This window comes from Microbulbifer sp. MLAF003 (assembly GCF_030012965.1).
GTDB lineage: Bacteria > Pseudomonadota > Gammaproteobacteria > Pseudomonadales > Cellvibrionaceae > Microbulbifer > Microbulbifer variabilis.
This window is the reverse complement of the sequence record NZ_CP120232.1, coordinates 4,748,739-4,770,729: the sequence shown is the minus strand read 5'-3', so window position 1 is coordinate 4,770,729 and position 21,991 is coordinate 4,748,739. Positions and strand designations below refer to the sequence as shown.

Below are 21,991 nucleotides of genomic sequence, written 5' to 3'. Positions count from 1 at the left end.
CCCTTTGGCTGCAATGCCCACCGGGAAGTACCCATGAGATACAAATGGATCTGGCTCTGCCTTTGCTTCCTGGCCCTGTCCCCTGAAATTCTGTTGGCACAGCTTGCCCCAGAGAACGACAGGCTGGCTGCGCGAGCCAGCAACCTCCTCTCCTATATCGCAGTGGACTACGGCGACGCTGTGGATGGTGGCAAGTTGCTCGACTCCGGGCTCTACCAATTGCAGCAACAACATGCCATTCAGGCTCTGCAGTTGGTGCTGCAGCTACCAGATCGGCCTGGCCGTAACTCTCTAGAAAAGGGAATCACCGAATTAGGTAAGGCTATAGAGCGCAGGGAGAGTGGGAAAACGGTGAGGCGGCGCGCCAATGAACTGGCCGACCGATTGGCGGCTCTTTACCAAATGCAAAGGTCACCGGCCCACACACTGCCGGCAGCGAGCCTTGCTATGCCTCTCTATCAAGAGCGATGTGCCAGCTGTCACGGTGGCCAGGGTGAGGGTGGAGTGAGCGGGCCGGGTTTTCTCGAAGCATCCCGAATAGGCAATTTCAGTCTCTATGACCTCTATAACACTTTGGACCCCACGGTTGATGAGATTCATGGACTTGATATTGATGGCAGTCTGACTGTCTGGCAGCGTTGGGCACTGGCAGTGACCGTGGCTGCTTTTTCAGTTCAAGGTCAGTTGCCTCCGGCTGCAGATATCGCTGAGCGTTACCCAGCCCTGGTGGGCTTGCCCGGTCTGGCGGTCACACGCCCGGTAGAATTGCCAGCTGATGCACAGAAGGCTTTGATGTGGTGGCGTGCCCACCCTCACTTAGTGCGCGCGCTGGAGCCCCCGTTGGCCAGGGCTGATGGCCTGCTGCAACTGGCGCTCACGGATTATCGCAGTGGAGATAAAGCCGGTGCCTACCACAAGCTGATGCTCGCCTATCGCGAAGGTTATCTCCCACTGCGGTCACAAATTGAAGTTCGGGACCAAGTACTAATGAGCCAACTACAGTCGCGATGGCAGCTGCTTCGCAGTCAAGTATTAACAGGTGCGCCGAATACTAAGGTAATTGCCTCCTTCCAAGACCTGCGAGCCATGCTGGCTTCGGCACAGACCCGAATCGAACCAGCAGTGGACAGAGGCTATAAATTCTTTGGAGCTTTGCTGCTCTTTATCGTGGCCCTGGTGTTGGGATTAACTCTGTGGTGGGGGCTGCGGCGGAAAAAGCTGTCTAAACTTTAAGGAGGTTTGTGCGCCAGAACAGAGGTCGTTAGCTGAGGAAGTCCCAATGGCAAGATCCTTCGTTGCATCACTGGTTCTTTTTAGTAGTCTAACGGCCCAGGCCGCGGAGCCACTGGACGCCTTCCCGGTGGAAGTGGAGGGAAAGCAGCGCCATGTTATTCAGCTGCCAAAAGTAGTGGATGAAAGCCGTTTTATGGTGGAACTGGTGCCAGGAAAGAGTGAAGTCGCAGATTGTAACCTGCAAAGCTTCTCTGCACCGCTGGAGCGCCAGTTATTACCGGGCTGGGGCTATCCCTACTATGTTTTGTCTGAACTGAAGGCAACACCTGATACACAAAAGGTATGTGCTCCGGGGTCTGAGTCGAGGCGCTTTATTCGCGTGCGGGCTGAAGGCCTTATACTGCCTTACAGAAGTAGCCTGCCGCTGGTGGTGTACATGCCACAAGGTGTACAGCTCAAGTATCGCGTGTGGCGGGCGGATAAAAATATGTCTGATGCGCGCACCCGGTAAAGACCGCTCTCCTTCTCTTGATCAAACCTATTTATTCCATACGCCTTTCTGGCGTCTCATTTAATATTTTTAATGCTTCTAATGCCACTGTGGGATTTTGCGTCTAGCCTTACTAAGCAAAGGATGTGAAAAGGAGCGCCTAAGCAACTTTTCACGCCGGTCGCCAAGGCTGTAACCGGACAGGAAAATTGGTGGCAACCTGGCCGCCGTTCGCAGAAACTCCACCTCGCGGTAGCTTCCGCGGGCTGACACAGTAGAGTAGCGCATGAAGTATTTGCGTCTTTCCCTATCGAATCGTGTCCTGGTTTCCCTCTTTCAGACTTATGCCGTCGTCTTGGTGCTTTTTCTGCTGTTGCCACTAGCAGCTGCAGCGGAGTCAGCGCAACAGAAATGGGCTGGCAACTGGCTGGTGGTTAGCGAGGGTGATGACCAATTGGTTTGGCAGCTGAACGCCGATGGTTCTGGCTATGCCTATGGCTTTAACTCTGGCGGACGCCTGACCCATGGATTCGCAATCAACTGGCAGCTCGATGGTGATCGAGTGCGGGTTCGCACCGGCGCTTCGGTTCACTGTAAGGGCGGTGTGGTGTCAGTGGCATTTCGGGGTTGGAGTAAATCCACGCTGCTATTCGCAGTGATTGATGGTCGACACTGGCTGCAGGCGGGAGGTGGCTTACTGAGCTTCCAGCGTCGACTCAGCAGCTGGCGTACACCGAAAGCGGGTAGCAATTGTCCGGATATTGCCAGCTGAGCGCTTTTCAATGTCATTTCAGGCTCGAAATGTCAAAGCCAGGAGTAATCCACTCAGGGAAGAATTTGCCAACCTCCGGAGAAGCTTCGTGATTCAGAGGTGCCTGACTGTCGCTCTGATATTTATGCTCACCTGTACCTCGGTATTTGCGAAAGAGGAAATTAATAAGAAAGAAAAAGAGAAAACGCGAGTCGATGGTTGGCATGCACAGTCTCGCCTTAATGCCAGTCAGTGGGTTGGCGCCTGGTTAATCTCCAGAGATGGTGAAGCCCGCCATGTCTGGAGTTTAAAACCAGATGGTACTGGTCGCTCTTACGCATTTCTACCGAATAAGAAAGGGAAAATGCAGTTTGCTTTTGGGTACGATATACATTGGTACTTTGACCCATTCACACAGATGGCAAATATCAAAACCGGCCGCAGGATTATTTGTCGTCGTGGAAAAATATATCCGTATTTCCTGACCCTGAAATCTTATGAAAGTGACTATGCAGTGCGGGGAAAGTTTGCTTGGCAGACTACCTGGACGGAAGTGAGTATCGGCCGCAATAGGCTGCATAAATCTCTGGTGGTTTTTGTTGCCCCCTCTCTGCTTGGCACGACCCGGAACGGGATGCGCCTTGCCCGGAATTTCCTAGCCTGGATCTTGAGAAAGATATCGATTCAGCCTTGAAAAGCTGGGAGAGAGAGGAGTCCCCGGATTTAGAAGTGGATACTACTCCGGCTCAAGGTGAACCGGAATTTGAGGGGGAGGAATTAAAAGAAACTGCAAAAAAAGGCGTGAAGAAGCGCAAGCGAAATTAGAATAAAAATCTCCAAGCCTAAGGGGTGCTCCTAAACAGAACATGTTCAGAGCATCTGGTCATTTTTCCAAGAATTCATAGCTGGTGGCTTGTGGATACAAGGTAGCTATTGGTTATCAATCGCTGAAGGTCTTCAAAAAAATGGCATTAGGATATGAGTGCTGAAGTCTCCCTCGCCAAGATCTTGCGAAATATGTATCCAAAACTGCAGGAAGAAACTTTCGTTTTTTGTCAGGTGTCTGATACTCGTCTCGAAGAAATACTGGCGGAAAGCCTGTGTATCTTCCGCGAAGGGGAGGGCATGAGTGCAATAATGCCGTTACACCTGGCCCAACAATATGGCATCGCCTCTAGCGCACCATTTCGACAGATTACTTTACAGGTATTTTCTGGACTCAGTGCGGTGGGGTTGACTGCAACTATCGCTGGGGAGTTGGCAGAAGCCGGTATCGTTGCCAATGTGGTGACTGCTTTGCGTCACGACCATATCTTTGTTCCGGAAGACAGCGCCGAACGCGCCCTGCAGCTATTGCGGGGTATAAGCAATCGGGTGCAGTACACCTGAGCGAAAGCCAGTGCGAATCAACTATCCACAGGCCCAACCCCACGGAGAGATTCGCCAGCTCTTGCCAGATCTGTTCTGCGTTCCGGGCACCGTAAAACTGGCTCCCGGTGTGACTATTAATCGTAATATGGCCATAGTGCGTTGGCGAGAAGATCTAACTTTGATAAACCCCGTACGTCTGCGTCCTCAACAGGAGGAAAAGTTGCGCGATCTCGGTAGCGTCCGCCATGCAGTCCGTCTCGGTTACCATCATGGCCAAGATGACCTCTATTACCGAGATCATTTCGACCTTACCTTTTGGCGGCAGGTTGGCTCTGATTTTTATCCCCCTGGTGCTGACCGGGTGATCAGGGAGAATGGAGAGTGCCCTATACCTGATGGACGTTTCCTGGAATTTTGCCACAGCCGTTTTCCAGAGGCAGTGCTTTGGTTGCCGTTTAATGGTGGTTTGCTGCTGAGCTGTGATGCCTTGCAGTATTGGGGTAGTTGGGGTGGTTGTAACTGGTTTGGCCGCAATCTCTTGCGCTTATCCGGTTTGCGTTGTGGAATGCAGATTCCACCTGCATGGCGCACGCGTATGACCCCGGATGGAGGTGACCCCAGTTATCATTTACAGGTCGACTTTCGGCGTTTGCTAGGCCTAAGTTTCCTACATCTATTGGCTGCCCACGGTGAATTTTGTCCTGATTGCGCCTATGAAAAGGTAGTTACCGCCGTGGAGCGGGCTTTCCCGGGGATTGATAAGGCAGCCTGAAAGTTATTCCGATACCAATTTTGGGTAAATAATCGCTAACGGTATTCTGCACGCAGTTACTGTCTATCGTGATAAGCTTGCGCCCCTTTTACTGGCGGCATCAACCCGTCGCGATGGTTTATTGAGAAGTAGAGCTCCCATGAGAAGCAAGATCCTGTTCAGTGCCCTTTTGGTGGCCCTGTTGGTGGCCTGCACCACTGTCCCCACGACTTCCGCTCCCAGTGCCAATACCGACCATATCCGCCGGGATGTGGATTACTTGGCATCGGCTGAACTGGAAGGTCGCGATACCGGCAGTGAGGGTTATCGCAAGGCTGCACAGTATGTTGCGGAACAGTTCGAACGTATGGGGCTGGTCCCCGCCGGTGATGAGGGTTACTTCCAGGACGTGCCTTTCCGCAGTGCAAGCTGGAATGGTGCAGAGCCTAGCTTTGTCCTGAAAGGGAAGAGTGGGCATGTCACTTTCCGTTTTGGCGAGGACTTTATCGCAGGTCCATCGGCGGTCAGTGAGCGCAGTAGCCTGGAAGCAGATTTGGTGTTTGTTGGTTACGGAATCGAGGCCCCTGAGTACAACCTCAATGATTATGCTGGCTTAAATGTTCAGGGCAAGGTGGCGGTGATCCTGAGTGGACGTCCCGAGAGCCTACCCAGTGAAGTTGGAGCCCACTACGCTTCAAGCCGTAATAAGCGTGAAACTGCCGCCCGCCACGGGGCCGTCGGCTACATCACCGTATATACTCCGGAAAGGGAAAAGCGTCGCCCCTTTGCCCGCTATGCCGAGCATCGTCACGATGACACCTTTGATTGGGTTAATAGGGAAGGCAACCCGGGCAGTGCAACTCCCGGGTTGCACCCAGGCGTTATGCTCAGCAGCGAAGCAGCGGCCAAGCTATTTGTCGGTGCGCAAAGCAGCCTGGAAAGCATCTTCAGCGATATTGAAAAAGGTCAGAATCCGAAGGGATTTCCACTGCCTTACAGTGCAGCACTAGGTACTAGTTCCAAACATAAGGAAATTACCAGTCCCAATGTGGTGGCAGTATTACCTGGCAGTGATCCCCTTTTAAAAAATGAATATGTAGTCTTCTCGGCCCACCTTGATCATATTGGTAAAAAAGAGGATGGCCAAATTTACTATGGTGCTCAGGACAATGCAGCAGGCATAGCAGTAATGCTGGAAACTGCGCGTCTGTTCGTGGAATCCGGTCATGCACCACGGCGCTCACTATTATTTGTGGCTGTGACCGGAGAAGAGAAAGGGCTGTTAGGATCAGATTACTTTGCTGAATATCCTACCGTTCCTTTGCAGTCTATAGTAGCCAATATCAATCTTGATATGCCTATGCTGCTGTACCCGTTTCGCGACATTATCGCCTTCGGTGCCGAGCACTCGTCCTTGGGGCAGATTGCCGAGCGTGCCGCAGTGCGCAGTGGCTTAAAACTGAGCCCAGATCCCATGCCGGAAGAAGTGATCTTTGTTCGCAGTGATCACTACAATTTTGTGCGCCGAGGTATTCCCTCAATTTACCTGATTACTGGACGAGAGGCTCAGGATCCAAATATTGATGGTACCGCTATGCAAGTGGCCTTCCTGAAAGAGAGCTATCACAAGCCCGGGGATGCTCCCGATGCAGGGGTGAATTATATAGCTGCCAAGCAGTTTACCGAGGTAAATTACCTAATTGCCAGGGAAGTGGCAGATGCTGAGGGCAAGCCATTCTGGTATGAGGGGGATTTCTTTGGGGAGTTGTTTGGAAGGTAGCCCGTAAAAACTTCTTATTAAATCTATAAAAAATTTGTGAATGGATTCTTTTCTTCTGCAAGCTATACGATTGAATGCCATATGGCTGGTTACAAAGAGCAGAGCTTTCAAATTCAACCTGGTCTGAATGGTTGGAACATAGGTAATATTCTAATTGGCGGCCTTATTGGTATGCTGATAGTGGATCCTGCTACTGGTGCAATGTGAAAATTACCTGAATCGGCAAATATAACTTTACAGTCAAATACTGCATCTATTCCTAAGGGCGGACTGACAATAGCTTCTATTGATGAAGTTCCAGATGAAGCAAAATCACAGTTGGTACGAGTGAAGTAACTTAGGTAGTTTTGCTGGAAAAACCACCCAAAGGGTGGTTTTTTATTCTGATGATTCCTGTTTACATAACTCCAGCCATCGTTCAATTCCCGCACTTCTATATTTTTGTGTGTGCAAAGCGAAATAAAACTCTCTGTGAAAATCCCGTTGTGGTACAGGCAGCGCAATTAAAGAGCCTCGTTTTAATGCGTCAGCCAGTGAAACTTTAGATAGACAGCTAATTCCAAGACCGGCTTCCACGGCTCGTTTGATAGCCTCTGTGTGCTGTAGCTCTAAAAGAATGTGCAGACTGGGAAGTAAGCCAGCCATAGCCCGGTCAAAAGTCTGGCGTGTACCGGAACCGGGTTCCCGGGTAATCCAGATGGCTTTGAGCAGATCTCTGTCTGTTAGGCGCTTGCGTTTGGCCAGGGGATGAGAGGGGGCGCAAAAGACGACCAATTCATCACTGCGCCAGGGAATCATTTCCAGATCCGGGTGATTAAATTCACCCTCGATAAGCCCAAGGTCCAGCTCAAAGTTAAGCACCCGCTCTGTGATTACTGATGTATTAGCGACCTCCAGCTCCACTCGTGTGCCGGGCTGCTCTTCCATGTATCGCGCCATTACGTTTGCTGCCAGGTAATTGCCGATGGTTAGTGTTGCTCCTATTTTTAGGCGCCCGAGATCACGATGACTGGCCAGGCTCTGTTCCAGTTCCTGTGCCCTTTCCAGCAGCTCCTCCGCCTTGGGCCATAGTTGCCTGCCCAGCTCATTCAAGCGCAGGCGCTTGCCGGTGCGCTCAAACAGGCGCAGCTCAAACTGCTGTTCGAACTCCTTAAGGGCGGTGGAGGCGGCGGACTGGGACATGCTCAGGCTCTCTGCTGCGCGGCTCACATTCTCGTGATGAGCACAGGCAAGGAACACCTCCAGTTGGCGCAAGGTATAGCGCAAAGGGAAATCTCCACTTGATCGTTAAAATAGATAAGGAATATCGAAATATCCCACTTTGCCAATAGATCTTCCAGGGCTAAAATTCAACTATCAAGAGACTCGTGGAATAACCGGTTTTAAGTTTATGTCCAAATTGAATATAGAGAAGGTGTTGGAAGTCCGTCATTGGAACGACACGCTGTTTAGCTTCAAGACCACCCGGGATTCGGGTTTTCGCTTTGAGAACGGACATTTCACGATGATCGGCTTACAGCAGGACAACGGTCGTCCACTACTGCGCGCCTATTCCATTGCCAGTGCCAACTACGAAGATGAGTTGGAATTCTTCAGTATCAAGGTTCCCGATGGCCCCCTGACTTCCCGCCTGCAGAAGATTGTGCCGGGCGACGAGATCTACGTGAGCCAAAAACCCACCGGTACCCTGGTGGCCGATCACCTGCTGCCGGGCAAGCGCCTGTGGTTGCTGTCTACGGGCACCGGCTTGGCACCTTTCATGAGCATTATCAAAGACCCCACTGTCTATGAGCGTTTTGACCAGGTAATCCTTACCCACGGGGTGCGCTATGTCTCTGAGCTGGCCTATCAGGAGCAGATCGAGAATGAGCTACCTGAGCATGAGTATTTTGGTGAGATGGTACGCGAGCAACTGCTCTACTACCCGACTGTGACCCGTGAGCCCTACCGCAATACCGGTCGCCTGACCGACTTAATGTTGTCCGGAAAACTTTTTACAGATCTGGATGTGCCCAAGCCGAATGTTGAAGAGGATCGCTTTATGCTGTGCGGTAGCCCGGCAATGCTGAAGGATCTCACCAATATCCTAGATGACTGGGGATTCAAGGAGACACGCGCAGGGGTACCGCACGAGTATGTGATTGAGCGCGCTTTCGTCGAAAAATAAGTTGGCCAGTCCAGCGATAAAAAACCACCCTTGCGGTGGTTTTTTTATGGGTGAAATACAAACTCTCGAAACTATCCTGACCTTGTGAAACCCTTGTCTTCTATTTTGATTTGAGGGTGAATTTGCTGGGAGTGGCTAGATGAAGCAGTTTTCCCTGGGAGTACTACTGTTTTCCTTCCTGTGGTTAGGTGCCTGCACGCGGGTACCGGAGGGGGTTGAGCCAGTACAGAATTTCCAGCTGCAGCGCTATTTAGGCCACTGGTATGAAATAGCCCGTTTGGATCACTCTTTCGAGCGCGGGTTGACCCTGGTAACTGCGGACTACAGCCTCAATCCTGATGGTTCCGTCGCGGTCATCAATACGGGTTACTCAAAAGCACGTGATGCCTGGCAATTAGCGGAGGGGCGGGCTGAGTTTGTCGGTTCCAAGGATGTAGGCCACTTGAAAGTATCTTTCCTTGGTCCCTTTTACTCTTCCTATATCGTAATTGCCCTGGCAGATGATTATAAATATGCGATGGTGTCCGGATATGACAAATCCTATTTGTGGATATTGTCCCGCACCCCAACTATGCCAAAGGATGTACTGGAGCAATTTATACAGAAAGCCAAGGCGATGGGTTATCCCGTCGATCAGCTGATATTCCCCAAGCAGGAGGCGCAGCCGGGTAATAAACCCTCCGCGCAGTCTTCAAGATAAGGGCCTGTTTAAGATTCTGCGCTCCCTCCACCAGCTTGTGCAGACCAATAACAGCAAAATCAAAGCCGGCCATTGGCGCTCAATAGGCATTTTGCCTGAGTGACGATTATCAACTGGCCCCAAGCGTGCGGCGGCCATTTGTCGGGCCTCCCTGGCATTTAGGGACCGTTGCCACTTGGGCCAGTCCTGTTTGGCAAAGATATAGAAGTTTAATACCGGCTCCCCATCCATATCAGTCTTAAGCTGATGCCAGCCAGAACCCTGTGGCCAGAAGCTGTAGCACTGGCCCTGGGAATTACTACTTACGGCGACACCACTGATGGGTAGGGAGTTTTCTTGGGAGCTTAATAATATTGGTCTCTGATTAGAAAAAAGTGGGCTGCATAGGGTGGTGCGTTCCTGAGTCCGCGGTAACTTATTGGAGAGGGTTACTGGCGGCTGACTACCCAAATGCTTGAGTTGGTAATCAATAATGGACTTCCACAGGCTGGCGAATTCAGTAGCAAACCCACTGGTTAGCCAGCGGTGGCTGTCGCTAAATAGAATAAAACCCAAGTGCTGCGTCTGGGTTGAACGTCCCCAGAAAAGGGGAGTTTCTTCATTATCCAGTAAGAAGTCACTGGAGCTGGGCTGCACGGCTATAAAGCCAGAATTGCGCAGTGGGGGAATCTCCGTATTGGCCGCTTTTTGGTAGCCAAAGCCGGAGTGTAAACGGGTATCTTCTCCCTTTTGCAGAGGCATGGATTGGGCTGCAGCGTATTGGAGAAACTCTTCAGAGCTATCGCCACTGACTAACCATAACAGTGACTTTGTGGTGGCCAGCTCGCTGAGCTGATGTTTTTGTTGAGAGGAGAGTTGCGGCCACAAACTGCTATCGAGAATGACTAAATCGAAGGGACTTTCCTTTGTGAGTAGATCCGCAGACTCGGTAAGTGGAAGCCCATTGAGAGTCTCTTTTCTACTAATTTCAGGTGCCAACTGGGTCATCACTTGTGCTGCTACACCGGATTGACGCAGCCAGCGGGAGAGGGCGGCTGTCTCAAAAGAGGGGCGTGCCAGCCACAGTAACAATTTGGGCTGGAGCGGTTCTCGCACCAGGATGGGTAAAGGATCTGTATGGATTTCGCCGGTTTCGCTTTCCGTCCGTACTCGGTATAGCTGGGGGCCCGCGAGTTTTGGAGTGGCAGTGAGTTGTGCCTGAATTGCTTCTCCCACTTTCAGCTCAAGACTGTCTTCAATATGGCCGTAGGGATTGAGCAGACTAATTTGTCGGTTTTCAGTCAGTGGCTGGTTGTTGTGAACCTTTAACTTTAAAGAATCACCCAGGGTAATTCGCCGCTGCCAGTCGAATTCCCAGCTGCTATCAGATTCCTGGATATTCGATAGCTCCAGGCGCACTGGTGCCAGGTCCCGCAGTTTGTCGCGGCCGAGTGGCTCCCCATTGAGGGAGATATTTTCCACACCATTGAGATTTATTGGATGTGAACTCGCAAGCGCTTTGCTGTCGATAGAGATATTGCGCTCGGCGGGAATGATTGCCGGTGGCTGCCAGAGCATCCAGGCACTTAACCAAATCGCCAGTTGCAGGCCATAGTCGAACGGTTTGGCGCCTCGGCGGCGCAACAGTACGAGTGATGCTAAACAGGCCAACAGGCACAGGCCGGGTATCAAGAAATCAATCACAATGATTTCCCCCTTGCTGGTGTAGCCAACGGCTGAAATGGCCGTCGGCCTCTGTTTGCAAAGGCAGTGAAGGCGCAGATTCCGGTGCTGGCAGTAGCTGATAGAGCAGCTGATTCAGGGAGTTTGTGCAATCAATGCAATTCGGTTGCTGGTGGCGCTGCTGGTATAAACGCAGCTGTTTGGATAGCTCCAGGCCGAGATCCAGTGATTGCTCTGTGGCTAGCTCATTTATCTGCACCAGCAGATCGGTATCGAGTTCGGCGCCAGCATCTACCTGGGCCATTAGGGCGAGCACCTGTGCTCTTTGTTTTTGTTCAAATGCACTGTCGACAGTTTCTGGCGCTACGTCTTCCCGTTCACCGCTAAGCCGGCGGCTTTCGTCTATGGGGGGCGCCTCGAACCCGACTCTCTGTAAGTAAATACGCGAAGCCTGCTGTACTTCCTTGATAAAGCGCAGAGCCCGGTGCTGATGGGGCAGGGAGGCCTGGGGCTCTATAACCGACAGGTCGCGCCAGGAACTCCACATGGCATTCAGCGCGTTGCGCAGTAGCTCCTTGGTCTGGGGGTCGAACAGGGTGGCATGTTCAGAGCTGTCATGCTGATGCCCGGCGGAAGCGACTATGCGTGCTGCCTGTTGGAAGTGGGAATCCCGCTGTACGAAGGGAGTCGCATTTTCTTCGCCATGTGCCTGGTGCTCACCTTGTTCTGTATGATCGTGGCTATGGCCGTGTTCGGACTCCTCTTCATCATCGTGCTCCTCGGTCTCTGCGCCAGAATGCTCCGCTTCCGAATCCTCTTCGCCGAGAAAGCGGCCGTAGCGCATGCGCAGCAAATTCTGTTCATAGGCTAAACCCTCGGAGCGTTTGCGAAATGCCTCCGGATGCAGCTGTTCTCGCTCGGATAGCAGGGCCTCGGTATCAATAATCAGCTGGCGTTGGCTGCGGAAGTACTCCGGCAATATTTTAATCGCCATACCCTCGCTGTCGCTCAGCCCGAAAATCTCTTCTTGCGGCCAGCGCAAGATAAAGTGTTGGCTCTTGGCAACGTTGGCGCTGGGCTCGCGGTTATCCCTGGCTTCCAGATACCAGTAGAGTTCATCTCCCGCTTCCATGGAAAACTGGTGGATGGGCAGGGTGAAATCGTAGCGAGCTGCTTTCTTATCTTCCGAGGGGCTTGTTGATAAAGCAGTGGATTGCAAACTGGTGAGTGGAATACGCTCTTCGCGAAAGCGTAAATTTTCCCCGGTGCCGCTGGCGAGGGTGACCAATAAATCTGCAGAACTCACCTGGTAATCATCACTAATTATTACTTTCACGGGAATACCTTGGGTGCTCCCTTGAATGGTATCGACGCGCAGGCTGGGTGCCTCAAAGGTAAACTCCGGGGCACTGTCTTTATGCACCCGAATATTATGGATTTCCGGCAAAAGTATTTGGCTCTCCGCGAATTGCACTGAAAGCTGGTAAAAGTCTGCCTTAGCGATAGTGCGTTGTAATTGCCATTTTTTACTGGGTAGATTACCTAGCGGAGAAAAGGCGAAGCGCTCAGTTTCAGCCAACATTTCCAGCCCTTGCACCGGCTGATTCAATTCGAGTTGCCACTCGACCTTGGACTGCTCCGGCACATCGATTTGTAGGGATTGGCTTTCGGCTGTGAGCCCAGTGTAGGCGGGCGGCTGGATATGGGTTGCCGCGCGCATTATGGCAAGCTTTTCGGCAACGGGAATAGCTGTATTTTGTTGCGTGGTCTCAGTTTTATCCCCGGTGAAGTGAGAATCGCTCAGTACAAATAACAATAGTCCCAGGCAGGCACCAAAAGCATTTGTCAGGGCACTGCGGAGTTTTTGGACCGAAAGGCGACCGGTCGCCACTTTCCAGCAGTTGTTGCAGCGCTGTTTCGATACGCGCGCGCTGTAATTGCTGCAATGGACTTAGGTTGGTTTTCTGTTGGCTAAGCAACTGGCTGCTGTCTTGCAGCTGTGGATATTGTCCATCCAACTGTCGACATAGGCTTTCAGGGCTTGGGCGCCAGCTGCGATCCAATAGAATTGCTACAACAATAATTCCGAGCCAGGCGAGCAATAGCCACTGTGGCCAGTCGAATACAAAAATACCCAAGCCAGCCAGAAGGCTGAGGCCAGTGGCAAGCCAGAGATAGGGCCGCAGGGCTGCCAGTTGCCAGCGCCTGCGCACAGCGTTAAGGGTTAACTGACGCTTATCCATGGTCAGCCTCCCCATTACTAACAGTTGCCATAATGGCTGCAGGTCGCGATAGGGCAATTAGGCGTTCAAAAGCCAGAAGTAACAGTAGGGCGATAATTAACCAGGGTTGCAGTTGTTCAATACGACGGTTTTCCACCTCGCTGTCTTCTACAGGAAGGCCTGCCATTATTTTGCTAGCAGACCAGTGGCCACGATTTTCGTGCTGTAGCGACCAGTCTTGCCCAGACCACTGCTGCCATAAACGTTCAGGTAAATCTGCGCGGCGATAAAACACCTCGCTGTACCAGTCACTTTCGTAGCGCAGCCAACTTCCCCGTCCCACTGAGGCCACCTGAGTTGACTGGCTGTTATCCACAGCAACGAAGTTGAGATTATCGGTAGGGGGGATACTGTTGTCGGTGATTAACAGGCCGCCATCTGTAACAAATTCCAGCACGGCTTGTGGCAGGGGTGCGAGGCCTGTGTAGATCAACCAATCTGTCTGTTCGGCGCTGGGCGCCTTTTCTTGTTCCTGAATATGCACCGATAGTCCTGGCATTTTACTTTGCCAGTCTTCCAGCACTGGCGCCCACCAACTGGGCGGTTTGCCCATTAAAGCGATACTCGGTAATACCGGGCTCGGAGCTGTGGATGCTTTATCGAGGCCATGCCACTGCCAATGGGGACTGACTCTTAGTGCCTGGTGGGACGCTGGAACTCCGTTGTTTATCAACAGGATATGAGCCCTACGCAAATCCGCCCGGCGTGATAGTGCTGATAGAGTTTTCCACAGGTCCACATTTTGTGGTGGGGGTGAGGTTACGGAAGGTGTTTCTGGGGATAACCACAGCACTTTATAACCTTCCCCCACAAGCTGCGGCAGTGAATTGTGGATAAATGTATTCGCTTCGCCCGCCCCAATTCTGGGGTCCACCAGTATCACGCCCTCTTGGGGATAAATTTCCCGTTTAATCAGCGGCTGAGCCAACAAACTTGTCAGCAGGGCGACGATTAGCAGGCGCAATAGCAGCAACCACTTGTTATCCACAATAGGGCGGCGCGCGCGACTCTGTGAATATCTTTGTACCCATTGCAGCGCAGCAAAGGAGATCTGCTGTGGATTACTTCGGCGCAGCAAATGAATGGCGATAGGGATAATCAGGGCTGTGAATAGCCATAGCCACTGTGGGGATTGAAATAAGTTATTTATCCACAACATCTCAGCATAACCTGCCGTGCAGTTGAATAAATTGCCGCAATGACTTTTCCACAGGCTGCTCGATAAGGTCGGTCTGTAGTGAACATTCCTGTGTGGCAAAGCGTGCTTTTAACTCGCTCTGTGCATGAGCAAAAGCATCCAGGTAAGACTGGCGTTGCCGCTCGGCGTCCACTTCTAAAGTTGCGGGCGTACTGGCGCTTACTTCTGGATTGAGCAGCTTTAGCTCTCCGCCAAAAGGAAAAGTCTGTTCTGCCTCAATTAACAATTGCAGTGGCAGGCAGGGGCGGCCGGCGGCATGCAGGCGTGCGACAAAATCGCCGATCTCATTACCTTGTTCAAAAAAATCACTCATCAATACCACCTGACAGGGCCGCTCAAAGTATTGCCACAGCGGCGCCAGTTGAGCGCGATCTGGCCAGTGGTCGTTGGCGTCGAGTTGTTGTAGCTGAAGAGCGATTTGACGCTGGTGGCTCTCGCCCTGGCCTTCCGGCACATAAACCGTCCGACTGCTGTTAAACGCCAATAGAGAAAAGCTGTCTCCCTGGGCGTTGAGCAGCCAGCATAGGCTGGCAATCCAGCACTTGGCGTAATGCAGTTTATTCAGGCTGGGCTCGACAAAGCTTGCCTGGTCCAGGGAGGCGCTGGTATCGAGCACAAAGCACACGTGCATACGGCTCTCCTGCTCGGTCTCGCGCACATAGTAGCGATCACTGCGGGCAAACAGTTTCCAGTCGATATGGCGGATGGAATCACCCGCTTGATAGCCTCGGTATTGATGAAATTCCAGGCCGGTGCCTCGGCGCTGGCTGTGTTGCACACCGAGCATCACGCCCTCGGCGATATGCCGCGACAGCCACACCAGGTCGCGACAACTGGCCAGGGTTTTGGGGGACAGGTATTCCACGCTGATCAGTCCCGGCCCGGTTCCGGCACCGCTGTCAGTAATTCGTCAATCAGCTGTGGCATCTGCACGCCATCGGCCTGGGCCTGGAAGCTGAGCAGCACCCGATGGCGCAGCACTGGCAGTAACAGGCTGCGGATATCCTCGCGGGTGACGGCGAGGCGTCGTTGCAAAAGGGCCCGCGCCTTGGCGGCGAGAATCAGAGCCTGCCCCGCGCGGGGACCGGCGCCCCACTTGATCCACTGTTGCAGGGTATCGCTGCCGCTGGTTTCCATGCGTGTAGTGCGCACTAGTGTCGCCACGTAGCGGTACAGATCGTCGCTGACATGAATTTCCCGCACCAGTTTCTGCATTTCGCGCAATTGCTCTGCATCCAGGCTGGGGCTGGGTTTGACCCTGCTGGCACCGGTGGTGGAGCGCAGGATTTCAACTTCATCCCGCTCATCGGGATAGTCGATATGAATATTTAACAGGAAGCGGTCCAGCTGAGCTTCCGGCAGTGGATAGGTGCCGGCCTGTTCGATGGGGTTTTGTGTGGCCAGTACGAAATAGGGATCGGGCAATTTGAGTGTTTTACCGCCCACCGTTACCGAGCCTTCCTGCATGGACTCCAATAGGGCTGCCTGGGTTTTCGGCGGTGTGCGGTTAATTTCATCGGCGAGCAGGATATTGGTGAAAACCGGGCCCTGCTGGAATTTAAAAAAGCGCTTGCCGGTGCTGTGATCCTCTTCGAGGATCTCACTGCCAAGAATATCTCCGGGCATTAAATCCGGGGTGAACTGTACCCGCTTAAAATCCAGCGCACTGGCATCGGCGAGGGTTTTTACCAGCAGGGTCTTACCCAGCCCCGGCACCCCTTCGAGCAGGGCGTGGCCCCCGGCCAACAGGCAGATCAACATCTGCTCCACCACGGGTTTCTGGCCGACAATCACTCGCGCAATCTCCTGTTGCAGATTGTCGAGGCTGTGCAGTTGTTCTTCGATACTATTTTCCAGGGTGGTCAGCATAATCAGCTCGTCAGTGCGTAAATAACAATGTTCACCGCAAATTTTGTGTTATCGATGGCGAGCCAGCGTTTGTTGCGGTAGTCGTAGTCCCATTCGCAGCCGAAATCTTTGTTGCTGTAAAGCACGGCGATACGGCCGTTTACAACAATGGCTTTCAGGTAGTCGTGTACCAGATCATCACCCCAGCCATTTAATTCAAAGCTGGTTACCGGCAATTCATCGAATTGAAAGAAACAGCGGTAGAGGTCGTGATCGTCCGGGAGCTTTTGCAGGCAGTCTTCGCCAAACAGCTCGGTCATTTGCGCTTCGAAGGATTTGGCAAAGAGACCGTCGATATCGTGGTTGCAGTCGTCGACAAATATAAAGCCACCGCGATTGACGTAATCGCGAAAATTCTTTGCCTCTTCCGTGGTGAATTGCACCAGCTTGTGTCCGGCCAGGTAGCAGAAGGGCGCCAGCAGCACTTTCTTATCGGCCAGCGGCACTATGTGTTCTTTGGGGTCAACCCTGAGATTGGTGTACTCCACCAGAGAATTGAGCAGGTTGGAGGGCATGCGCTGATCTACATCCCAGTCACCGGATTCGTACATCAAGCGGGTGAAATAAAAATCGTAGTGCTCCTGCGCACTACCCGGTGCGGTATTTTGTGCGCGTGTGCCCAGCGGCAGCGCTGCGGCGCAGCTACCCAGGATCAGGCGCTGGAGAAAAGCCTTGCGGGTGAGGGACACGAGATAACTCTGTTACTGCGTTGGTTTTTATTGTTGAGAGCAAAGGAAAAAGGTGCTCCATTCGAGACACGCTGTAAATACATCCCTGTACGCTCGTAATCGGCATCCATGCCTCATACGGTCTCAAACGGAGCACTTTCTTTCCTTCTACCCATTTATTTTCAATGCTGGGAGCTGACTGGTTTGCTGGCCAGCTCCCGCCTGGATCAATGGCTAGCCCAGCTTGCGCTTGGTGTTAATCACATTGATACCGTCGAAGCGTGCAGTGGAACTACCGTGGGATACCGCACTGGTTTGCATCGGCTGTCCCTTACCGTCAAAGAAGGAACCACCCAGGCGGTAATCATCTTTGTCGCAGACCTGCGAACAGGCATTCCAGAATTCCTGGGTGTTGGACTGGTAAGCGACGTCCTCCACCATGCCGGTAATCTTGCCGTCTTCAATTTCGTAGAACAGCTGTCCACCAAACTGGAAGTTGTAGCGCTGCTGATCGATGGAGAAGGAACCGGCACCCACAATATAAATGCCTTTCTCCACATCCTTGATCATATCGTCGACGCTCAGCTCCTCCTTGCCAGGCAACAGCGAAACGTTGGACATGCGCTGGAATTGCACGCTGGACCAACTATCTGCGTAGCAGCAGCCGTGGGATTTCTTTTGCCCCAGCATATGTACCTGATCGCGGGTGGCCTGGTAGTTCACCAGCACACCGTCTTTTACCAGATCCCAGTTGCGGGTCTTCACGCCTTCATCATCGTAGCCGACGGCACCGAGAGAGCCGGGCTGTACCTTATCGGCAAACAGATTGACCTTGTCACTGCCGTATTGGAATTTGCCGCTGCGCCATTTATCGATAGTGGCGAAAGAGGTACCGGCAAAATTGGCCTCGTAGCCGAGTACGCGGTCCAGCTCCAATGGATGGCCGACAGATTCATGGATGGTGAGCCACAGGTGGCTTGGGTCCAACACCAGGTCGTACTTGCCCGGTTTGACCGATTTAGCCGTGAGCTTTTCCTTGGCTTGTTGCGCCGCCAGGCGTGCGTCTTCGGCCATATCGTAGGAATCGCGGTAGAGCACTGTCTGCGCTTGGATCTTGTCTTCGGCGCGGCCATCCAGGTATTCAAAGCCGCGTCCTACCGGCTGGCTGAGGCCCTGGCGGGTGCGGAAGCCGCCGGTTTTCTTGTCCACTGCGGTAACCGAGAAGGGCGCCCACAAACGGTGAACATCCTGGTCGATATAGGAGCCGTCGGTAGAGGCAAAATACTTTTGTTCATTCACCAGGTACAACATGGAGTTGATATAGCTGGCGCCGGCATCCATAGCGGACTTGTTCACGTCCATCAACAGATCCACCTTGTCGGCCAGGGGGATCTGCATAGCGTTTTTCTGGATGGGTGTCTGCCAGCTCACCTCGCCGTGGCCTTTTACCGGAGCCAGCTGTACTGGCTCCTGCTGGTATTTGGAGTTGGCCTTGGCCGTGGCTACTGCCTGGCGGGTGGCGCGAGCGACGCCATCGGCTGTCAGGTCATTGGTGGCAGCAAAGCCCCAGGTGCCGTTGGCAATAACCCGAATCCCCATGCCGATAGATTCGGTGTTCACCACGTCCTGCACTTTCATCTCGCGGGTGATCACGTATTGATTCAGGTAGCGACCAATACGCACATCGGCATAAGTGGCGCCGAGTTTAGTGGCGGTATTCAGAGCTACATCGGCAAATTCTTTTTTTACCGAGAGATCAATACCGCTTTGGGTCAGTTTGCTCTCGGCCACCAGATTGCCGGACAGCGGCAACATGGAAACACCCAGGCCGGCACCGCTGAGCTGGAGAAATTTTCTTCTATCCATTTCGTTATCCTCGATGGGTGCTGGCGGTTAAACGGCGTCGGAAAGGCTGCTGAAAGTAAAATCGCGTACTTTCAGTGCGGGAATCATGGCTGATATGCCCCACATCCCCACTCGCTGGGGTACGCCCATATCCTCAATATTGTTGAGCATGATTACCGGGCTCTCGTTGAAGCGGAAGTTCTTCACCGGGTATTTGATCTTGCCGTTTTCGATATAGAAGGTGCCGTCACGAGTGAGGCCGGTGAGCAACATGGACTGCGGATCGACCATACGGATATACCAGGTGCGGGATACCAAAATGCCGCGGCGGGTATTTTTGATCAGTTCTTCGGTGGATTTATCGCCGCCCACCATAATCAGGTTGTTGGGCTCGGGGACCACTTCGCCTTTGCTTTGCTCGGCCCAGTAGCGACTGCGCGCCAGGTTTTTCACCACGCCATTTTTCACCCACTCGATGCGTCCAAGCTGCATAAAGTCATCGTCGGTCCAGGGTTGAGCTGGCACATCGAGACTGGTGGGGTCGGAGTAGAAATTTACGCGCTTGTCGAACATCTTCTCGCCGGTACGGTTGCCGCCGCCCTTCTTGCTCATAAAGCTGCGGCCTTCGTCGGCACTGCGCGCATCGAAGCCGCTCATCATGTAACCCACCAGGCCGGACACCGCATTGGGCTCCAGGATCACGGTGTACTTGCCCGGTTCCAGGGCGCGGGCTTCCTGGGACAGGACCGCCTTGTCGATGGCCACAGAGGAAGTGCTGCCAGTATTCATCGCGCCGAAATCGGTAACGTCACTTTCAGCCCAACCGGAACCCAGGCCATTCTCGGTGCGCATGGTTACGGTGAAGTTGGCAGAGGTAGAAGCGTGGTAACCGAACAGGCCTTTGCTGGTGGCGACTGCCGCAAAAGAGCGCTGGTCTTCCAGGTAACCTGCGGCAACCACTTTCTTTTCCTTGGCTGCAATAATGGAATCTGCCGCAGCCTTGGCGCGCTGGTCTGGAGTGATATCTGCGGTGGACTTGGCGAAGCCGTCTACGCTGACATATTTCTGCGGTCCAAGCATCGGCATGGCTTCCGGGTTTTCCGGAGACAGCTTGGCCAGCTCTTCGGCGCGACGCATCACTTTTTCCAGGGAGGCATCGCTGAATTCATTGATGGTGGCCACACCGGATTTCTTGCCGAAACGGGCCTCTACAGCCAGCTCGATATCGTTGACGATGCCACTGGTGGAAACACTGTTGCGCGCGTAGCGAATATTGCCGGTCTCGCTGCCGGCCAGTTGCGCGCTGGCTTCATCGGCGCGGCTGTATTTTAAAACCTTGTCGAGAATACGCTTCGCTTCACTTCTACTCAGAATTGCCATTGCCTTTTCTCCAATTACTTATTCTTGTGCGCCCTTCAGGAAATCTTGCGCTTGGTATTGATTACATTAATTTTGTCAAAACGGGTGGTGGAGCAGCCGTGGGATACGGCGCTCACCTGGCTGGGCTGGCCTTTGCCATCGAAGAAGGTTCCGCCCAGGCGGTAATCACTGCTGTCGCATATCGCCGAGCAGGAATTCCAAAATTCCTGGGTGTTGGACTGGTAGGCGACGTCCTCAACCTGGCCGACGATCTCCCCGTTTTTGATCTCGTAGAACAGCTGTCCGCCGAACTGGAAGTTGTAGCGCTGCTGATCAATGGAGTAGGAGCCGCGCCCGACGATGTAAATGCCTTTTTCCACATCGCGGATCATGTCTTTGGCTGAGTACTTCTTCTCGCTCGGAGCCAGGGAGACATTGGGCATGCGCTGGAATTGCACGCTGGACCAGCTATCGCCATAGCTGCAGCCGTGGGATTCCTTTTGGTCGATCATATGTACCTGATCGCGGGTAGCCTGGTAGTTCACCAGGATGCCGTCTTTTACCAGGTCCCAACGCTTGGTTTTAACCCCTTCGTCGTCATAAGCGACGGCACCGAGGGAGCCCGGTTGTACTTTGTCGGCAAACAGGGTGACTTTGTCGCTGCCGTACTGGAACTTGCCGCTGCGCCACTTATCCAGGGTGGCGAAGGAGGTTCCCGCATAGTTGGCCTCGTAACCCAGCACGCGGTCCAGCTCTAATGGGTGGCCCACAGATTCGTGGATGGTCAGGCATAGGTGCGAGGGTTCCAGTACCAAGTCGTACTTGCCCGGATCGATGGATTTAGCCGAAAGCTTGGCCTTGGCCTGCTCTGCCGCGAGCACCGCATCCTCGGCCATATCGTAGGAGGCTTTGTAGAGCGTGGTCTGTCCGCGAATCTTGTCTTTATCGTGGCCAGCCAGGTATTCATAACCTCTTCCCACTGGATCGCTGAGGCCATTGCGCGTTTTGAAAGCACCACTCTTTTTATCTACAGCGGTCACCTGCATGGGCGCCCACAGGCGGTGGATATCCTGGTCGATGTAGGAGCCGTCGCTGGAAGCAAAGTATTTCTGCTCATTGACTAAATACAAGGAAGAGCGGATATAGCTGGCTCCGGCTTTGAGTGCACCGTTATTAACATCCATCAGGAAATCGACTTTCTCACTGATGGGCACCTGCAGGGCATTCTGTTTGATCGGTGTCTGCCAGGAAACCGCGCCTGCGCCTTTAACCGGTGCCAAGCGCACTGGCTCGGTCTGGTATTTCGCGTTGGCCTTGGCAACCGCAACCGCCTGGCGTGCGGCGCGGGCAACGCCATCGGCAGTCAGATCGTTGGTGGCGGCGAAACCCCAGGTGCCATTGGCGATTACGCGGATACCGGCGCCGAGGGATTCCGTATTGACGATATTCTCCACGTTGGTTTCGCGGGTCATAACGTACTGATTGAGATAGCGACCGATGCGCACATCGGTATAACTGGCTCCGGCTTTGCGCGCCGTATTCAGCGCGACATCTGCCAAGTGTCGTTTGTGCGAGCTGTGCATGCCCTCATTGAGCAGTTGCTCGGCGCTGACCTGAATGCCCTGTAGTGGTAATAAAATACCACTGGAGCCGACGCCGGCGATCTTGAGGAATTTTCTTCTTTCCATTGGCTACCTTTATCCCCCCAATAGGGTTTGGGGGTGTGCTTATTGTTATTGTGCCCGATACATACAAGAGGCCCGGCCGGGCGCCTTGTCCAGACAACAAACCTATACAGGTAACAGGCCATGATTGCTTTTGTAAAG

20 protein-coding genes are annotated in these 21,991 nt (G+C 53.1%); 9 read left to right on the top strand and 11 right to left on the bottom strand.

The window, feature by feature from the left end; translation table 11 throughout:
- Window positions 1-33: 33 nt before the first annotated feature.
- From P3339_RS22725 to P3339_RS22695, 7 genes are all read left to right on the top strand, one after another.
- On the top strand, window positions 34-1,233 hold the full coding sequence (locus tag P3339_RS22725; RefSeq protein WP_282951996.1) for a hypothetical protein: 1,200 nt from the start codon (window positions 34-36) through the stop codon (window positions 1,231-1,233).
- Window positions 1,234-1,279: 46 nt separating this feature from the next.
- The gene (locus P3339_RS22720) at window positions 1,280-1,744 is read left to right on the top strand and encodes an ecotin family protein (RefSeq protein ID WP_282951995.1); all 465 of its coding nucleotides are present in this window, start codon (window positions 1,280-1,282) and stop codon (window positions 1,742-1,744) included.
- 265 nt (window positions 1,745-2,009) lie between these two features.
- Window positions 2,010-2,495, top strand: a complete 486-nt coding sequence (locus P3339_RS22715; RefSeq protein ID WP_020413808.1) for a hypothetical protein — start codon at window positions 2,010-2,012, stop codon at window positions 2,493-2,495.
- Window positions 2,496-2,583: 88 nt separating this feature from the next.
- Window positions 2,584-3,168 (top strand): hypothetical protein, encoded by a 585-nt coding sequence (locus P3339_RS22710; RefSeq protein ID WP_282951994.1) that lies wholly within the window; start codon window positions 2,584-2,586, stop codon window positions 3,166-3,168.
- A gap of 284 nt (window positions 3,169-3,452) precedes the next feature.
- Window positions 3,453-3,863: an ACT domain-containing protein gene (locus P3339_RS22705; RefSeq protein ID WP_020413806.1), complete on the top strand. Its 411-nt coding sequence runs from the start codon at window positions 3,453-3,455 to the stop codon at window positions 3,861-3,863.
- 10 nt (window positions 3,864-3,873) lie between these two features.
- Complete coding sequence (locus tag P3339_RS22700) at window positions 3,874-4,617, top strand: hypothetical protein (protein WP_020413805.1); 744 nt, start codon at window positions 3,874-3,876, stop codon at window positions 4,615-4,617.
- A gap of 139 nt (window positions 4,618-4,756) precedes the next feature.
- Window positions 4,757-6,376, top strand: a complete 1,620-nt coding sequence (locus tag P3339_RS22695; RefSeq protein ID WP_020413804.1) for a M28 family metallopeptidase — start codon at window positions 4,757-4,759, stop codon at window positions 6,374-6,376.
- A gap of 378 nt (window positions 6,377-6,754) precedes the next feature.
- On the opposite strand, the gene P3339_RS22690 is transcribed toward P3339_RS22695, so the two are convergent.
- Window positions 6,755-7,642: a LysR family transcriptional regulator gene (locus tag P3339_RS22690; RefSeq protein WP_020413802.1), complete on the bottom strand. Its 888-nt coding sequence runs from the start codon at window positions 7,640-7,642 to the stop codon at window positions 6,755-6,757.
- A gap of 124 nt (window positions 7,643-7,766) precedes the next feature.
- Between P3339_RS22690 and P3339_RS22685 the strand changes: the two genes are divergently transcribed.
- Both P3339_RS22685 and P3339_RS22680 read left to right on the top strand, forming a co-directional pair.
- Window positions 7,767-8,543 (top strand): ferredoxin--NADP reductase, encoded by a 777-nt coding sequence (locus P3339_RS22685; protein ID WP_020413801.1) that lies wholly within the window; start codon window positions 7,767-7,769, stop codon window positions 8,541-8,543.
- A gap of 139 nt (window positions 8,544-8,682) precedes the next feature.
- A complete protein-coding gene (locus P3339_RS22680) occupies window positions 8,683-9,243 on the top strand; it encodes a lipocalin family protein (RefSeq protein ID WP_020413800.1) in 561 nt (186 codons plus the stop codon).
- On the opposite strand, the gene P3339_RS22675 is transcribed toward P3339_RS22680, so the two are convergent.
- From P3339_RS22675 to P3339_RS22630, 10 genes are all read right to left on the bottom strand, one after another.
- A complete protein-coding gene (locus P3339_RS22675; RefSeq protein WP_282951993.1) occupies window positions 9,235-10,926 on the bottom strand; it encodes a hypothetical protein in 1,692 nt (563 codons plus the stop codon). The genes P3339_RS22680 and P3339_RS22675 overlap by 9 nt on opposite strands.
- Window positions 10,919-12,721, bottom strand: a complete 1,803-nt coding sequence (locus P3339_RS22670) for a hypothetical protein (RefSeq protein WP_282951992.1) — start codon at window positions 12,719-12,721, stop codon at window positions 10,919-10,921. Before P3339_RS22670 ends, P3339_RS22675 begins: the two co-directional genes overlap by 8 nt.
- Window positions 12,681-13,148 carry a hypothetical protein gene (locus P3339_RS22665; protein WP_282951991.1) on the bottom strand — a complete coding sequence of 156 codons (468 nt, stop codon included), beginning with the start codon at window positions 13,146-13,148 and terminating at the stop codon, window positions 12,681-12,683. The genes P3339_RS22670 and P3339_RS22665 overlap by 41 nt, the downstream gene beginning before the upstream one ends.
- Window positions 13,141-14,346: a BatA domain-containing protein gene (locus P3339_RS22660; protein WP_020413797.1), complete on the bottom strand. Its 1,206-nt coding sequence runs from the start codon at window positions 14,344-14,346 to the stop codon at window positions 13,141-13,143. Before P3339_RS22660 ends, P3339_RS22665 begins: the two co-directional genes overlap by 8 nt.
- A gap of 1 nt (window position 14,347) precedes the next feature.
- A complete protein-coding gene (locus P3339_RS22655) occupies window positions 14,348-15,250 on the bottom strand; it encodes a DUF58 domain-containing protein (RefSeq protein ID WP_282951990.1) in 903 nt (300 codons plus the stop codon).
- 5 nt (window positions 15,251-15,255) lie between these two features.
- Window positions 15,256-16,254, bottom strand: a complete 999-nt coding sequence (locus P3339_RS22650) for an AAA family ATPase (RefSeq protein ID WP_282951989.1) — start codon at window positions 16,252-16,254, stop codon at window positions 15,256-15,258.
- 2 nt (window positions 16,255-16,256) lie between these two features.
- Window positions 16,257-16,982: a DUF4159 domain-containing protein gene (locus P3339_RS22645; protein WP_282951988.1), complete on the bottom strand. Its 726-nt coding sequence runs from the start codon at window positions 16,980-16,982 to the stop codon at window positions 16,257-16,259.
- A 213-nt stretch (window positions 16,983-17,195) separates the two neighbouring features.
- Window positions 17,196-18,827, bottom strand: coding sequence for a TldD/PmbA family protein (locus P3339_RS22640; RefSeq protein WP_020413793.1), 1,632 nt, complete (start codon window positions 18,825-18,827; stop codon window positions 17,196-17,198).
- A 27-nt stretch (window positions 18,828-18,854) separates the two neighbouring features.
- Complete coding sequence (locus tag P3339_RS22635; RefSeq protein WP_282951987.1) at window positions 18,855-20,186, bottom strand: TldD/PmbA family protein; 1,332 nt, start codon at window positions 20,184-20,186, stop codon at window positions 18,855-18,857.
- Window positions 20,187-20,221: 35 nt separating this feature from the next.
- Complete coding sequence (locus tag P3339_RS22630; RefSeq protein ID WP_020413791.1) at window positions 20,222-21,853, bottom strand: TldD/PmbA family protein; 1,632 nt, start codon at window positions 21,851-21,853, stop codon at window positions 20,222-20,224.
- Between the last annotated feature and the right edge of the window lie 138 nt (window positions 21,854-21,991).

Coding starts and splice junctions, on each gene's coding strand:
- P3339_RS22725 (WP_282951996.1), top strand. CDS start 34: ATGAGATACAAATGGATCTGGCTCTGCCTTTGCTTCCTGGCCCTGTCC.
- P3339_RS22720 (WP_282951995.1), top strand. CDS start 1,280: ATGGCAAGATCCTTCGTTGCATCACTGGTTCTTTTTAGTAGTCTAACG.
- P3339_RS22715 (WP_020413808.1), top strand. CDS start 2,010: ATGAAGTATTTGCGTCTTTCCCTATCGAATCGTGTCCTGGTTTCCCTC.
- P3339_RS22705 (WP_020413806.1), top strand. CDS start 3,453: ATGAGTGCTGAAGTCTCCCTCGCCAAGATCTTGCGAAATATGTATCCA.
- P3339_RS22695 (WP_020413804.1), top strand. CDS start 4,757: ATGAGAAGCAAGATCCTGTTCAGTGCCCTTTTGGTGGCCCTGTTGGTG.
- P3339_RS22685 (WP_020413801.1), top strand. CDS start 7,767: ATGTCCAAATTGAATATAGAGAAGGTGTTGGAAGTCCGTCATTGGAAC.
- P3339_RS22680 (WP_020413800.1), top strand. CDS start 8,683: ATGAAGCAGTTTTCCCTGGGAGTACTACTGTTTTCCTTCCTGTGGTTA.
- P3339_RS22665 (WP_282951991.1), bottom strand. CDS start 13,148: ATGGATAAGCGTCAGTTAACCCTTAACGCTGTGCGCAGGCGCTGGCAA.
- P3339_RS22660 (WP_020413797.1), bottom strand. CDS start 14,346: ATGTTGTGGATAAATAACTTATTTCAATCCCCACAGTGGCTATGGCTA.
- P3339_RS22650 (WP_282951989.1), bottom strand. CDS start 16,254: ATGCTGACCACCCTGGAAAATAGTATCGAAGAACAACTGCACAGCCTC.
- P3339_RS22640 (WP_020413793.1), bottom strand. CDS start 18,827: ATGGATAGAAGAAAATTTCTCCAGCTCAGCGGTGCCGGCCTGGGTGTT.
- P3339_RS22635 (WP_282951987.1), bottom strand. CDS start 20,186: ATGGCAATTCTGAGTAGAAGTGAAGCGAAGCGTATTCTCGACAAGGTT.
- P3339_RS22630 (WP_020413791.1), bottom strand. CDS start 21,853: ATGGAAAGAAGAAAATTCCTCAAGATCGCCGGCGTCGGCTCCAGTGGT.